Genomic DNA, 14,251 nt, shown 5'->3' on the forward strand with positions numbered 1-14,251 from the left:
GCGCCGAGGCTGCTTTTCGTAGGATGGGTTGAGCGAAGCGATACCCATCACCGCAACCTCCGGCGTTGGCGGAGGCCGCGGTGTATCGGCGTATAACCGCGAACGGTTATACGCCCTACGCCGAGACTGCTTTTCGTAGGATGGTGTTGAGCGAAGCGATACCCATCACCGCAACCTCCGGCGTTGGCGGAGGCGGCGATGTATCGGCGTATAACCGCGAACGGTTATACGCCCTACGCCGAGGCTGCTTTTCGTAGGATGGCGTTGAGCGAAGCGATACCCATCAGCGCAACCGCATGGGTATCGCAAGCTCAACCCATCCTACGAAAAGCCGTGCTTCCTGGAACCGTAGGAGCGGGCCCTGCCCGCGATTCGCGCGCAGGGCGCGTGCGCAGGCCTAGGGCTTACGCGCCACCAGGGTGGCGCGCAGCGGCGCCGGCAGGCCTTCGAGGGTGCGGCTGGGGTCGTGCGGGTCGAGGAATTCCGGCAGCGACTGGTAGCGCATCCACTGGGTGGAACGCTGTTCCTCCACCGTGGTGCGGCTCTGGTCGACGCAGCGCACATCCGTGAAGCCAGCGCGGCGCAGCCACAGTTCCAGGGCCGCCACCGAGGGCAGGAACCAGACGTTGCGCATCTGCGCGTAGCGGTCCTCCGGCACCAGCACGGTGGTGACGTCGCCTTCCACCACCAGGGTTTCCAGCACCAGTTCGCCGCCGCGGCGCAGGCAGTCCTTGAGCGCGTAGAGATGGTCGATGGGCGAGCGGCGGTGGTAGAGCACGCCCATGGAGAACAGGGTGTCGAAGCCTTCCAGGCTCGAAGGCAGTTCCTCCAGGGTGAGCGGCAGGTGCCAGGCGGGCAGCTCCGGCAGGTAGCGCTTCATCGCCAGGAACTGGCAGAAGAACAGCCAGTTCGGGTCCACCCCCACCACGCTGCGGGCGCCGGCGCCGAGCATGCGCCACTGGTAGTAGCCGTTGCCGCAGCCGACGTCGAGGATGCGCTTGCCGGCCAGGTCCAGGTGTGGCGAGACGCGCTCCCATTTCCAGTCCGAACGCCACTCGGTATCGATATGCACGCCGAACACGTCGAAGGGCCCCTTGCGCCAGGGGATCAGCCCTTGCAGGGCGGTCTTCAGTTCGGCGCGAGTGGCCTCGTCGCAGGGGCCTTCCAGGGCGAAGCAGCGGGCCAGCTCGACGCTTTCGGCGCGCAGTCCGGGCAACTGGTCGACGGCGGCCAGCCAGCGTTCCAGGTCGCCGTGGCCGTCCGCCACCTTGGCCGCGAGCTGCGCGGCGAGGGATTCGCTCCAGGCTTGCAGGGGCGTGCCGGCCAGTTCCCGGCGTAGGCCGTCGAGGGCGAAGCGTTCGATCATGGCAGGGCGACCAGCGAGGCGAAGTTCAGGCACTGGAACCAGGGCACCACCTTGGAGAAACCGGCCCGGGCCAGGCGCTCGCGGTGCTCGTCCAGGGTGTCCGGGCGCATCACGTTCTCGATGGCGGTGCGCTTCTGGGCGATCTCCAGCTCGCTGTAGCCGTTGGCGCGCTTGAAGTCCAGGTGCAGCTCGTTCAGCAGCTCCTGCTCGGCGTCGTCGCTGAAGCGCAGCTTCTCCGAGAGGATGAGCGCGCCGCCGGGCAGCAAGGCCTGGCGGATGCGCTGCAGCAACTCCAGGCGCTTGCCCGGCTCGATGAACTGCAGGGTGAAGTTCATGGCCACCAGCGAGCAGCTCTGGAAGTCCATGGCCAGGATGTCCGCCTCCAGCAGGTCCGCCGGCAGCAGTTCCTGGTACATGGCGTCCTGGGCGCTGAGGTACTCGCGGCAGCGCGCCAGCATGGCGGCGGAGTTGTCCACGCCCAGCACCTTGCAGCCATCGGCCCTGACGTGGCGGCGCAGCGCCTGGGTCACCGCGCCCAGCGAGCAGCCCAGGTCGTAGATCAGGCTGTGCGGCTGGGCGAAGCGCGCGCCGAGCACGCCGATGTTCTCGACGATGGTCGGGTAGCCCGGCACCGAGCGCTTGATCATGTCCGGGAAGACGCGCGCCACGTCCTCGTTGAAGGTGAAGTCGGCGACGTGTTCCAGGGGTTGGGCGAAGATGCGGTCAGACTCGCTCACGCGGTGGGGCCTCGGTACGGTGGTGCGGACGGCCGGCGCCAGTCTCGGGCGCCGGGGTGCGCATTGTAGCCGAGCGGGCGGGGCGCCCCAACCTCCGGGCGACGAGCCCGGCGCCTCACTTGAGCTTGTCGGAGAAGTACTCGCCGGCGCCCTGCAGTGGGCCCAGGGGGTTCTTCTTGTCTTCCACGCGGCGGATGTTCGGCTCGCCGTTGCTGACCTTGTGCACCACCACGTCGTCGATCAGCACGAACACCGGGCGGAACGACCAGCCCTGGACCTGGCGGCGCTTGCGGAAGTTGAACATGTCGGCCCAGAAGCTGCCGATGCGCTGGCTGTCGGTCTTGTTGAAGTCGAAGGAATAGCCGATGCAGCGGTCCTTGGCCTGCAGGCAGGTCACCAGGCCGTCGGGCAGGTAGTCGATGGGGATGTTCGGCTGCACGAAGAGCAGGCGCACGTCGATGAACGAGAGCATCTTGGCGTTGCCCTGGGTCAGCGGGTCGAAGCCCAGGCTGAGCAGTTGCGAGCGCGTGGTCCGGCCCGGCACCACCTGTTCGTAGCGGTGCTCGGCGTCCTGGTAGTCGATGAAGGGAGACTGCACCTCGGCGCGTTCGCTGGGCAGCAGGCTGCCGCACGCGCCAAGCATCAGACAGGTTCCAAGCATCCCCAGCAAACGGACTTCAGCACGCATGAAACCTCTCCATTCGATACTCCCTGGTATTTGATCTATAGACGATGACGGCAGCGCCTGCCGGACTTTTCTACAGGGCGAATGTGTCAGTCGACAGAGACCAGGTACTCGCGCATCAGCGGTGCCCAGGCGTCGCCTTCGCGCAGCCTGCGCAGGCCCTCGTCGAGCTGCGCCAGGCGTGCGTCGGCGTTCTTCAGGTGCGGGCTCAGGGCCACGTACATCGGCCGCGGGCTGGGCAGCTCGCCGGCGCTGCGAACCTGTCCGGCAAGGCCCTGGCGCTGAAGGTAGCGGTCGACGATGCGGCGGTCCTCGACCACCACGTCGACGCGGCCGAGCAGCAGCTTCTGCAGGTTGCGTTCGAGCACGCGCTCGCCGCTGAGGACCTGCACCCGCTCGTGGTCGTCCAGGTTGCGGTCGCGCCAGGCGTCCAGTTGCTCGCCGTAGGAATAGCCCTGGGCCAGGCCGACGGCGAGCCCGTCGAGGGAGGCCGGGTCGCGGTAGCGCCAGTCGCTGTCGGCGCGGGTGTAGAAATGCATGTCGGCCCAGGCGATGGGTTCGCGGCCGATCAGCAGCCCCTGGCTTTCCTCCGCGTAGGCGCCGATCACCCCGTCGATCAGGCCTTCGCGGGCCATCTGCAGGGCCCGCGACCAGGGCAGGTTCTCGAATTGCGGCGGCTCGGGCAGGGCCTGGCCCAGGCCTTCGAGCAGGTAGCCGGGTTTCTCCGGCGTCTGCGGGCACAGGTAGGGGCACCAGTCGTCGCCGCCCAGGTGCAGCGGCTCGGCGGTGGCGCCCAGGGCTGCCGCGCAGCACAGGGCGGTGAGGGTGGAGCGCAGCATGGCGTCCTCAGGCGAGGGGGTTCGCCTGCGAGTATGGCAGAGGCGTATGGCGCGCACTAACCGAGGCGGCGATGCCCAACTGGCCGAGCCAGTAGCTGAGCATGATGGCGTAGCCGGAACCGGCGAAGGGCGAGACGAAGCGGTTGATGCCGATCATGCCGTCGGAGATCACGAACAGCAGGGCGCCGGCGGCGGCCAGGCGGGCGCAGGGCGAGGCCTGCGGCAGCCGGGCCAGGGCGCGCCAGAGCATGCAGGCGATCACCAGGCTGTACGCCGCGATGGGTAGGCGCAGCGGGCCCAGGCCCTGGCGGTCGAGCAGCAGGAACAGCCCGCCGCCCAGCGCCGCGGCGCAGGCCAGGGCCAATGGCGCGGGGCGTCGCGTCTCGCCCAGGTAGGCGGCGAGGTAGGCCAGGTGAGCGAGGAGGAAGGCGCACAGGCCGGGCACGAAGGCGTTGAGCGGCCATTCCAGCAGCACGTCGCCGAGCAGCGATAGCGCCAGGCCCAGGGTGATCCAGCGGCGGTAGGCGGTGGCGGGGTCGCGGCTCACCCAGCCGAGCAGGGCGATGATCGGCAGCGGCTTGCAGAGCATGCGCAGCCAGGGCAGGTCGAGGGCGATGCCGAGCAGGTAGGCGAGGCCGGCGAGGACGGCCAGGGGGAGCAGCCAGCGCATCTGTCGATTCTCCGCAGCAGGGTGCGTCGACTGTGCCGCAGCCGTCGTCGCCGCCCCAGGCCGTGGGCGTCAGATCGGGTGGTATTTGGCGCCGCGTTCAGTACGCCTTGAGTGCGCAGTCGAAGGTGCGCTCGGGGGCGACGTCGGCCTCCCAGGGGCGGCGGTAGGCCAGTTGCAGGTGGTCCTCGCCGCTGGCGGTGACGCGGAAGCGCCAGGTGGACTCGCCGGCGCTGCCGACCAGGCCGCTGTCCTCTGGGTTGTTGTAGACCTCCGGGCCCAGGCTGGCCAGCACGTGGCTGGCGGGGTTGCGCACTTCCCAGCGGAAGCCGGTGGTGGGGTTGCTCGGCAGCATCAGCACCAGTTCCTGGCCCTGGTGCAGTTCCAGGGGCTTGCAGGGCTTGTCGTCTTCCAGGCTGACCACGGGCTTGGGTTGGCTGGAGCAGGCGGCGAGCAACAGCAGGGGCAGGGCGAGCAGGGGGCGGGGCGACGGCATGACGACTCCTCGGGCTGGGTCCGGACAGGCGGGAGGATATCGCAAAGGTCCGACGCGGTGGGGCCATACGTCCCCAGGGAACGGCATGGGTGAGAGGCTCTTCGTAGGCGCGAGCCGTGTCAGCCTGCAGCTCGCGCCGGGATGGCCGGCCATCGCGGACAAGGTCCGTTCCTACGGGGGAATGCCGTGCCTTCGGGCAACCTGTAGGAGCGGGCCCTGCCCGCGATTTCGCGCGCAGGGCCCGCTCCTACATGGGAATGGTGTAGGTGGGGCGGCGTAGGAGGATCTCATCCGCGAATTGCGCCGGGATGTCCGGCTATCGCGGACAAGGTCCGCTCCTACGGGGGAATGCCATACCTTCGGGCAACCTGTAGGAGCGGGCCCTGCCCGCGATTTCGCGCGCAGGGCGCGCTCCTACATGGGAATGGTGTAGGTGGCGCGGCGTAGGAGCGGATCTTATCCGCGATCCGCGCCGATACGTCCGGCTATCGCGGACAAGGTCCGCTCCTACACCCTCCGGCAAACACAACACCCCGTAGGATGGTGTTGAGCGAAGCGATACCCATCACCAGTGTCCGATGGGTATCGCAAGCTCAACCCACCCTACGAAGAGCGTTCCGGCGCAGCGCTGGCCCTCAGGCCGGGAACAGCACCTTGGCCACGTCGCTGTAGCGCTTGGCGAAGTGCACCGTCAGGCCTTCCTTGAGGTAGTCCGGCAGTTCCTCGAAGTCGCCGCGGTTGGCTTCGGGCAGGATCAGCTCGTGGATCTTCTGCCGGCGCGCCGCGATCACCTTCTCGCGCACCCCGCCGATGGGCAGCACCTGGCCGGTGAGGGTCAGCTCGCCGGTCATGGCCACGCCCTTCTTCGGCGCCTGGTTGCGGGCCAGGGACAGCAGGGCGCTGGCCATGGTGACGCCGGCGCTGGGGCCGTCCTTGGGCGTGGCGCCCTCGGGCACGTGCAGGTGGACGAAGGCCTGGTCGAAGAAGTTGGCATCGCCACCGTACTTCTTCAGGTTGGCGGTGATGTAGCTGTAGGCGATTTCCGCCGACTCCTTCATCACGTCACCCAGTTGCCCGGTCAGCTTGAAGCCGCGGTTCAGCGTGTGGATGCGCGTCGCCTCTATGGGCAGGGTGGCGCCGCCCATGCTGGTCCAGGCCAGGCCGGTGATGACGCCGATGCCGGAGAGCAGCTGCTCGGTGCGGAACACCGGCATGCCGAGGTAGCTCTCCAGGTCCTTGGCGCCGATCTTCAGCTTGGCCTCGGGGTCTTCCAGCAGCTTGACCACGGCCTTGCGCACCAGCTTGCCCAGCTGTTTCTCCAGCTGCCGCACCCCGGCCTCGCGGGCGTAGCCCTCGATCACCGCGCGCAGGGCGGCGTCGTTGATCGACAGCCGCTCCTTCGGCACCCCGGCCTTCTCCAACTGCTTGGGCCACAGGTGGCGCTTGGCGATGGCCAGCTTCTCCTCGGCGATGTAGCCGGACAGGCGGATGACCTCCATGCGGTCGAGCAGCGGCCCGGGGATGGAGTCCAGGGTGTTGGCCGTGCAGACGAACAGCACCTTGGACAGGTCCAGGCGCAGGTCCAGGTAGTGGTCGAGGAATTCCACGTTCTGTTCCGGGTCCAGCGTCTCCAGCAGCGCCGAGGCCGGGTCGCCCTGGTAGCTGGCGCCGAGCTTGTCGATCTCGTCGAGCATGATCACCGGGTTCATCACCTCGACGTCCTTCAGCGCCTGCACCAGCTTGCCCGGCAGGGCGCCGATGTAGGTGCGGCGGTGGCCCTTGATCTCCGCCTCGTCGCGCATGCCGCCGACGCTGAAGCGGTAGAACGGCCGGCCGAGGCTCTCGGCGATGGACTTGCCGATGCTGGTCTTGCCCACCCCGGGCGGGCCCACCAGCAGCACGATGGAGCCGGCTATCTCGCCCTTGAAGGCGCCCACGGCGAGGAATTCGAGGATGCGGTCCTTGACGTCTTCGAGGCCGGCGTGGTGCTTGTCCAGCACCTTGCGCGCGTGGGGCAGGCTGAGCTTGTCCTTGCCCAGCACGCCCCAGGGCACCGCGGTGGCCCAGTCCAGGTAGTTGCGGGTGACCGCGTATTCCGGCGAGCCGGTCTCCAGGATCGACAGCTTGTTCAGCTCCTCGTCGATGCGCTTCTTCGCCTGCTCGGGGAGGATCTTGCCTTCCAGGCGGGCGCGGAACTCGTCGGCGTCGGCGCTCTTGTCGTCCTTGGTGATGCCCAGCTCCTGCTGGATGGTCTTGAGCTGCTCCTTGAGGAAGAACTCGCGCTGGCGCTCGCCGATCTTGCGGTTGACCTCGGCCGACAGTTCCTTCTGCAGGCGCGCGACTTCCACCTCCTTGCGCAGCAGCGGCAGGACCTTCTCCATGCGCTTGAGCATCGGCACCGTGTCCAGCACCTCCTGCAGCTCGTTGCCGGGCGCGGTGGTCAGGGCCGCGGCGAAATCGGTCAGCGGCGAGGGGTCGTTGGGGTTGAAGCGGTTCAGGTAGTTCTTCAGCTCCTCGCTGTACAGCGGGTTGAGCGGCAGCAGCTCCTTGATCGCGTTGATCAGCGCCATGCCGTAGGCCTTGACCTCGTCGCTGGCATCGCTGGGCGTATGGGGATACTCCACCTCCACCAGGAACGGCGGTCGGTGGCGCTTGATCCAGCCGCGGATGCGCACCCGCGCCAGGCCCTGGGCGACGAACTGCAGCTTGCCGCCCTCGCGGCTGGCATGGTGCACGCGCACCAGGGTGCCGTGCTCGGGCAGGCTGTCCGGGTCGAAGTGGCGCGGATCGTCCGGCGGGTTGTCCATGAAGAACAGCGCCAGGCTGTGGTGGTCGGTCTTGGCCACCAGCTCCAGGGTTTCCGCCCAGGGCTCCTCGTTGACGATCACCGGCAGCACCTGCGCGGGGAAGAACGGGCGGTTGTGGATCGGGATGACGTAGACGGTGGTCGGCAGCTTCTGGCCGGGCAGCACCAGGCCGGTCCCGGTGACCTCCTCGGCGCTGTGGATATCGTGAATCTCGTCTTGGTCGCTCATGAGGCACCTGACTGATTGAACATGACAGTCTAGATGGGGAATCGGCCCGCGACTTTCAATTCCCCGACGAGCGCGGCCTGTTGCCGGAGGTTTCCCGCGGCGGGCGCAGGAAGTCGCTGGGCGGGCGGCCGAACTGGCGGCTGAACATGGCGCTGAAGGCGCTGGGCGTGGAGTAGCCGACCTCCAGCGCCGCCTCCAGCACGCTGGCGCCGCTGCCCAGCAGTTCCAGGGCGCGCAGCAGCCGGGCCTGCTGGCGCCACTGGCCGAAGGTCAGCCCGGTGTCGCGCAGGAACCAGCGGCGCACCGTCTTGGCGTCGACGCTGGCCCGCGCGGCCCAGTCCTCCAGCCCGGCCTCCAGGCCCATGTCGCGGCACAGCCGGCGCAGGCGCGGCTCGTTGGGCAGCGGCAGGTGCAGGGGCAGCGCTGGCTCGCTGGTCAGCTCGTCGAGCAGCAGGCGCAGCACGCGGCCGTCGCGGCTGTCCGCCGGAACCTCGCCGGCGATGCCGACGGCGGCCAGGATCAGCTCGCGCAGCAGCGGCGAGATGGCCAGCACCGTGCACGCGGTGGGCAGGTGCGGCGCGCTGTCCGGCTCGATGTAGAGGGTACGCACGCGCACCTCGCCGACCATCCGCGTCCAGTGCTCGACGCCGGCGGGAACCCACAGGCCACGGTTGTCCGGCACCACCCAGAGGCCGCCGGCAGTGCCCACCACCAGCACCCCGCGCACCGCATAGAGCAGTTGCGCGCGCTGGTGGCTGTGGCTGGGCACCTGGTGGCCGTCGGCGTAGTCCAGGGCGACGGCGGTCACCGGGCCGGTGGCGTGCTGGTCGCCGTGAATGGAAGGAATGTCCGCTTCTCGCATTTCATCGCCCATTTTGCGTTAGACGGCCAGTCTCGCCCGTTACTAGCATGCTCGCCAATCCCCTCGCGCCCGGTTTTTCCCATGTCCGATTTCGCCACTGCCCTGCAACCGCTCACCGAACAGCTCACTCGCATCGCCGACCTGCTGCAGCGCAACCTGCCGCCGCAGCCGGCCCAGGCGCTGCAGCCGGAAGTGATCGCCTACCTCTGGGAATACCGCCCCCACGCCGGGGTGGCCCAGGCGCAACTGACGCCGGTGCGCGAGCCGGCGCTGATCGCCTTCGACGACCTGCGCAACGTCGAGCGGCAGAAGGCGCTGATCGAGCGCAACACCCGCCAGTTCGTGCAGGGCCGCCCGGCCAACAACGTGCTGCTCACCGGCGCCCGCGGTACCGGCAAGAGTTCGCTGGTGAAGGCCTGCCTGCACGCCTTCCACGCCGAGGGCCTGCGCCTGATCGAGGTGGACAAGGAGCACCTGGGCGACCTGCCGCAGATCATCGAGCTGGTCCGCCAGCGCCCGGAACGCTTCGTCCTGTTCTGCGACGACCTCTCCTTCGAGGACGGCGAGACCGGCTACAAGGGCCTGAAGACGGTGCTCGACGGCTCGGTGGCGGGGCAGGCCGGTAACGTGCTGATCTACGCCACCTCCAACCGCCGCCACCTGCTGGCCGAGCGCGCCGCCGACAACCTGGCCTTCTCCCGCGGCGAGAACGGCGAGCTGCACCCGGGCGAGGCGGTGGAAGAGAAGGTCTCGCTGTCCGAACGTTTCGGCCTGTGGATTTCCTTCTATGCCTTCAGCCAGGACGAATACCTGGAGGCGGTGGCGCGCTGGCTGCAGTCCCACGGTCTGGGCGAGGAGGCCATCGAGGCCAGCCGCGCCGAGGCGATCCGCTGGGCCACCCACCGCGGCTCGCGCTCCGGGCGCATCGCCGCGCAGTTCGCCCGCGACTACGCCGGGCGCCACGCCGGCTGACCGGCGCGGCTGGGCAGGGCCGCGCAACTTCGCTAGAGTGCGGGAAAGCCACGCACGCCTCCTGCCGATGTTGCACGCACGCCTCGCTCGCCTGCCCGAGCAGTCCCACGCCCACGACCACGAACATCACCAACTGGTGATGGCCCTGGCCGGCCGCGCCGAGTTCGAGGTCGACGGGCGCGGCGGCGAGGTCTGCCGCATGCGCGCCTGCCTGGTGCCGGGCGACGCCCGGCACGCCTTCGCCGGCACGGGCGACAACCGCATGCTGATCCTCGACCTGCAGGCGCCAGGCGTGGCGGACGAGGACCGCGAGCTGCTGGCGCGGCTGTTCGAGGCGCCGCGCTACCCGACGCTGGACGCCGACTTCCAGAACCTGCTCAGCTACGCCGGCGCGGAACTGGCGCGCTACGGCAGCGACCCGCTGCTGGCCAGGGCGCTGGGCGGCGTGCTGCTGCGCGCCCTGCACCTGCGCCTGTTCGGCGAGACGCCCCGGCCGGCCACCGGCCCGCTGGACATGCAGCGCCTGGACGGGCACATCCGCAGCCACCTGGCGCGGCGCATCACGGTGGCCGAACTGGCCCAGGTGGCCTGCCTGAGCCCCAGCCATTTCCACGCCCAGTTCAAGGACAGCGTCGGCCTGACGCCGCACCAGTACCTGCTCAAGCAGCGCCTGGACGCCGCCGCGCGCCTGCTGCGCGAGACCGACCTGGCGCTGGTGCGGGTGGCGGAAGAGTGCGGTTTCTCCAGCCAGAGCGCCCTGACCACGGCGATGCGCCGCTACCTGGGGCTCACGCCAGGGGCGCTGCGCCGCGGCTGAGCCGGCCGCCTCAGGGACCGGCGATGTCGCGGGAGTCGACCTCGGCGCGGTAGCCGGGGCCGACGTCGAAGAGCACGAAGTAGGGCACCGCCGGGCGCTGGAAGGTCAGGCTGGAGTCGGCGCCCAGGCGTTCTTCCAGCAGCGTCTGGCCGTCATGGCCGAGGACCCGCAGCTTCACGCCCTGCGCCTGGCTGCCGTCGCTGAAGCCGCCCAGGCAGCGGATGCGCTCGGCGTCCAGGGCCTTGCATTCGAGGAAGGGCGCGTGGGCCAGGGCCACTGGGGTGAGGCCCAGCAGGAGGAGGGGAAGCAGGGCTTTCATTGGGATGCTCCTTGGCGGTCGAGCCAGGCCACCAGCGACGGGGAGGCCTCGGCGAGGGGCAGGCTGGCCTGGTGCACGCTGCCGTCCCAGGCTTCGACGGTCAGCCACAGCTGGTCGTCGGCGCGGGCGCGTGGCGGTACCGCCACCTCGGTGAACTGCTGGTACGGGCTGCCGCTGAGCAGCGCGCCGGGGGCGCTCAGGCTGTAGGGCCGGCCGATGCGCAGGTAGGCCGCGCGGATGCGCTGCTCGCAGCCCTGGCACCAGGCCAGGGCGAAGGCCTTGAGGTGGCCGGCGCGGCCTTCGTCCTCGGGATCGCCGACTTCCCATTCGGCCAGGCGCGCGCGCCAGGGGCCGACCTGCAGTTCGCCGACCTCGCGTTCGCCCAGGCCGGTGAGGCCGCGGTCGACGCGGGCGTCGTGGAGGAACGCCGGCAGGTAGCCGAGGGGGATCAGCACCAGCAGGGCGCTGAGGTGGAAACGCCAGCGCAGCCACTGGCGGCGCTGGCGCGAAGGTTGGCGGGCGGGCATGGCGTTCACTCCGTGAGGGCCGCGGCGCGCTGCGGGGCGCGTTGTTTCTTCTTCAACTGCTTGGCGGTGGCCAGCAGGGTGCGCTTGCTCCAGATCTGCAGGCCGCTGAGCACCATCAGGCTGAGCAGCAGGCCGAAGGCGAACCAGATCAGCTTCACCCACAGCCCGCCGAAGTCGCCCACGTGCAGCGGGCGCATGGATTCGCTGAAGAACTCCAGGCCGCTGCGGTCGCCCAGGCGCCGGGTGGCGGCCAGGCTGCCGTCGTAGGGGTTGACCTTGGCGCGCTCGAACAGCAGCGGGAACCAGCCGTGGCCGAGCAGGCCGATGGGCGCGAAGGCGTCGCCCGGCAGCGCCAGGTAGCGTGGCTCGAAGCCGGGAATCTCGCGCTGCGCGACGGCTACCGCCTGGTCCAGGCCGATGCGCGGCGGCGGCCCGCCGTCGACGCCGGGCGGCACCTGCTCGGGCTGGATGATGGCCGGCACGCCTTCGCTGGAGATGGAAATGGCGTTGTCGTAGAGCACCGCCTGGACCAGGAACCAGGTGCCGCTGACGGCGATCACCGCGATGAACCAGATCGACCAGATGCCGGTCAGGCGGTGGAAGTCGCCCCAGAAGATGCGCGCGCCCTGGTTCAGGCGCAGGCGCGGGGCGAGGAAGCCGCGCCAGAAGCGCTTGTAGACCACCAGCCCGGTGACCAGCGAGGCCAGCATCGGCAGGCCCAGCAGCGTCACCAGGTACCAGCCCCAGCTGTAGCCGTGGCTGAAGGGCACCAGCCACCAGCCGTGCAGGGCGCGGGTGAAGTTGCGGAAGTCGAACAGCGGCGCCTCGCCCTGGATGGCGCCGCTGTACGGGTTGACGTAGAGGGTGGCGTTGCGCGCGTCCGGGTAGCTGACCTGGGCTTCTATGGCGAAGTGCCTTTCGCTCGGCACGTGCAGGCCTTGCACATGGGCCTGCGGCTGCTGGCGCCGGACCGCGGCCAGCAGGGCGTCGTAGCCCAGGCGCTGGGCGTCGCCGGGCGGCGCGTTGGCGCGGATGGCCGGGTTGGCCAGCCAGACGATCTCCTGGCTGACGGTGGCCAGGGTGCCGGTGATGCACACCAGGAAGACGAAGAACCAGATGGGCAAGGCCAGCCAGCTGTGGATCAGGAACCAGTTCCTGGCACGGGATTTCTTGGACATGGGGGCTTCAGGCTTCACGCAGTGGAGGAGGCGGCGATGCCGCCGGGGCCCCGCCATTGGCCGGGGATTCTATGGATAAGGACGGATGAGACGGAGAAATCGGCCAGTGGGTTTGCAATAAATTATTTCATCGCTCCGGTTGCCGGTTTTGCCCCGCTCGTTCGTCTTCATTAGAGAAAGCCGCAATGGCGGCCCGGAAAAGGACTCTTTCGTGACCCTCCACCCTCGCTTCCCCGACGCGGCCGCCGACGACCGGCCCGAGGTCCTGCCGCTGGCGCTGCGCCGCGAACTGCGCCCGGCGCGCAAGCTACTCGAACGCGCCGGCCTGCGTTGCAGCCTGCCGCGCCTGAAGGTACTGGACGTGCTCTGTTCCGGCGGCTTCTACAGCGTGTCGGCGCTGCACCAGCGCCTGCTGGACGAAGCCGCGCCCATCTCGCCCAACTGCGTGCGCCAGACCTTGCGCCGGCTGCATGCCAGCGGCGTGCTGCGTCGCGATGCGCAGCGCCGCTACGGCCTGGAGACAGAGCTGTTGGCTTAGGGCCCAGGGGTTCGTGGACGAACGATTGACGTGTCGGCCGGCCAACCCGGTCTACAGTTGAAGTGTCGATCATTCGTTGAAAGAACCTGAGGGAGTGTAGCCATGAGCCAGCTGTTCGAGCCCCTGACCCTGCGCCAACTGACCTTGCCTAACCGCATCGGCGTTTCCCCCATGTGCCAGTACTCGGCCGAGGACGGCCTGGCCAACGACTGGCACCTGGTGCACCTGGGCAGCCGCGCCGTGGGTGGCGCCGGCCTGGTCCTGGTGGAGGCCACCGCGGTGGTTCCGGAGGGGCGCATCACCGACCGCGACCTGGGCCTGTGGAAGGACGAGCAGGTCGAGCCCCTGCGGCGCATCACCCGTTTCATCGAATCCCAGGGCGCTGTGGCCGGCATCCAGCTGGCCCACGCCGGGCGCAAGGCCAGCACCTACGCGCCCTGGCTGGGCAAGCCGGGGAGCATGCCGGTGGCCGAGGGCGGCTGGGTGCCGTTTGCGCCGTCGGCCATTGCCTTCGACCCCAAGCACACCACGCCCACGGCGCTGACCGAGGCGCAGATGGCCGAAGTCACTCAGGCCTTCGTCCGTTCCGCCGAGCGCGCCCTGGCGGCGGGCTTCAAGGTGGTGGAGGTGCACGCGGCCCACGGCTACCTGCTGCACCAGTTCCTCTCGCCGCTGTCCAACCAGCGCCGCGATCAGTACGGCGGCTGTTTCGAGAACCGCATCCGCTACCTGCTGGAAGTGACCCAGGCGGTGCGCGAGGTGTGGCCTGAAGAACTACCGCTGCTGGTGCGCCTGTCGGCCACCGACTGGGTGGAGGACGGCTGGAACCCCGACGAGACGGTGGCGCTGGCCCGGCGCCTGAAGGACCTGGGCGTCGACCTGATCGACGTGTCTTCCGGCGGCACCGCGGTGAACGCCGAGATTCCGGTGGGCCCGGGCTACCAGACGCAGTTCGCCGAGCGCGTGCGCAAGGAGGCCGAGATCGCCAGCAGCACCGTCGGCATGATCACCGAGCCGGTGCAGGCCGAGCACATCCTGCGCACCGGCCAGGCCGACCTGATCCTGCTGGCCCGCGAGCTGCTGCGCGAGCCCTACTGGCCGCTCAACGCCGCCGACGAGCTGGGCGGCCAGCAGGTGCCCTGGCCGGCGCAGTACCTGCGCGCGGCCCAGCGCGGTACGCCGATGCGCAAGCCCCTGGGCGAAGCCTGAGGCC

The 14,251-nt window shown here is 69.4% G+C and carries 15 protein-coding genes; 4 read left to right on the forward strand and 11 right to left on the reverse strand.

Annotated elements, in window-relative coordinates; translation table 11 throughout:
• Positions 1-397 precede the first annotated feature (397 nt).
• From cmoB to QSJ95_RS13985, 8 genes are all read right to left on the reverse strand, one after another.
• Entirely contained in the window at positions 398-1,366 is a 969-nt protein-coding gene (gene cmoB / locus QSJ95_RS13950) for a tRNA 5-methoxyuridine(34)/uridine 5-oxyacetic acid(34) synthase CmoB (RefSeq protein ID WP_285643065.1), read from the reverse strand.
• Complete coding sequence (cmoA, locus tag QSJ95_RS13955) at positions 1,363-2,103, reverse strand: carboxy-S-adenosyl-L-methionine synthase CmoA (protein WP_009616462.1); 741 nt, start codon at positions 2,101-2,103, stop codon at positions 1,363-1,365. Before cmoA ends, cmoB begins: the two co-directional genes overlap by 4 nt.
• Before the next feature lie 115 nt (positions 2,104-2,218).
• Positions 2,219-2,791 (reverse strand): hypothetical protein, encoded by a 573-nt coding sequence (locus tag QSJ95_RS13960; protein ID WP_009616464.1) that lies wholly within the window; start codon positions 2,789-2,791, stop codon positions 2,219-2,221.
• Between the two features lie 86 nt (positions 2,792-2,877).
• A complete protein-coding gene (locus QSJ95_RS13965) occupies positions 2,878-3,627 on the reverse strand; it encodes a substrate-binding periplasmic protein (RefSeq protein WP_281688215.1) in 750 nt (249 codons plus the stop codon).
• A 7-nt stretch (positions 3,628-3,634) separates the two neighbouring features.
• Positions 3,635-4,297, reverse strand: coding sequence for a lysoplasmalogenase (locus QSJ95_RS13970; RefSeq protein WP_281688214.1), 663 nt, complete (start codon positions 4,295-4,297; stop codon positions 3,635-3,637).
• Between the two features lie 97 nt (positions 4,298-4,394).
• A complete protein-coding gene (locus QSJ95_RS13975; RefSeq protein ID WP_285643068.1) occupies positions 4,395-4,790 on the reverse strand; it encodes a protease inhibitor I42 family protein in 396 nt (131 codons plus the stop codon).
• Between the two features lie 635 nt (positions 4,791-5,425).
• Positions 5,426-7,825 (reverse strand): endopeptidase La, encoded by a 2,400-nt coding sequence (gene lon, locus QSJ95_RS13980; protein WP_285643069.1) that lies wholly within the window; start codon positions 7,823-7,825, stop codon positions 5,426-5,428.
• Positions 7,826-7,880: 55 nt separating this feature from the next.
• Entirely contained in the window at positions 7,881-8,687 is an 807-nt protein-coding gene (locus QSJ95_RS13985) for an AraC family transcriptional regulator (protein WP_285643070.1), read from the reverse strand.
• 81 nt (positions 8,688-8,768) lie between these two features.
• Between QSJ95_RS13985 and QSJ95_RS13990 the strand changes: the two genes are divergently transcribed.
• Together QSJ95_RS13990 and QSJ95_RS13995 are read left to right on the forward strand one after the other, a co-directional pair.
• The gene (locus tag QSJ95_RS13990) at positions 8,769-9,659 is read left to right on the forward strand and encodes an ATP-binding protein (protein ID WP_285643071.1); all 891 of its coding nucleotides are present in this window, start codon (positions 8,769-8,771) and stop codon (positions 9,657-9,659) included.
• Positions 9,660-9,726: 67 nt separating this feature from the next.
• Complete coding sequence (locus tag QSJ95_RS13995) at positions 9,727-10,476, forward strand: AraC family transcriptional regulator (protein WP_043271359.1); 750 nt, start codon at positions 9,727-9,729, stop codon at positions 10,474-10,476.
• A 10-nt stretch (positions 10,477-10,486) separates the two neighbouring features.
• Here QSJ95_RS13995 and QSJ95_RS14000 read toward each other — a convergent pair whose 3' ends face one another.
• From QSJ95_RS14000 to QSJ95_RS14010, 3 genes are read right to left on the reverse strand one after another with little or no spacing between them, the layout of a single operon-like run.
• Entirely contained in the window at positions 10,487-10,795 is a 309-nt protein-coding gene (locus tag QSJ95_RS14000; RefSeq protein WP_043314953.1) for a hypothetical protein, read from the reverse strand.
• Complete coding sequence (locus QSJ95_RS14005; RefSeq protein WP_285643073.1) at positions 10,792-11,322, reverse strand: PA2404 family protein; 531 nt, start codon at positions 11,320-11,322, stop codon at positions 10,792-10,794. Before QSJ95_RS14005 ends, QSJ95_RS14000 begins: the two co-directional genes overlap by 4 nt.
• Positions 11,323-11,327: 5 nt before the next feature.
• A complete protein-coding gene (locus QSJ95_RS14010; RefSeq protein WP_043314955.1) occupies positions 11,328-12,500 on the reverse strand; it encodes a PepSY-associated TM helix domain-containing protein in 1,173 nt (390 codons plus the stop codon).
• Positions 12,501-12,711: 211 nt separating this feature from the next.
• On the opposite strand from QSJ95_RS14010, the gene QSJ95_RS14015 reads away from it, so the two are divergent.
• Positions 12,712-13,038: a ferric uptake regulator family protein gene (locus QSJ95_RS14015; RefSeq protein ID WP_225617182.1), complete on the forward strand. Its 327-nt coding sequence runs from the start codon at positions 12,712-12,714 to the stop codon at positions 13,036-13,038.
• Positions 13,039-13,140: 102 nt separating this feature from the next.
• The gene (locus QSJ95_RS14020) at positions 13,141-14,247 is read left to right on the forward strand and encodes an NADH:flavin oxidoreductase/NADH oxidase (RefSeq protein WP_043314956.1); all 1,107 of its coding nucleotides are present in this window, start codon (positions 13,141-13,143) and stop codon (positions 14,245-14,247) included.
• The last annotated feature ends 4 nt before the right edge of the window (positions 14,248-14,251 follow it).

Source organism: Pseudomonas sp. NBRC 100443 (assembly GCF_030268185.1).
Lineage (GTDB): Bacteria > Pseudomonadota > Gammaproteobacteria > Pseudomonadales > Pseudomonadaceae > Pseudomonas > Pseudomonas citronellolis.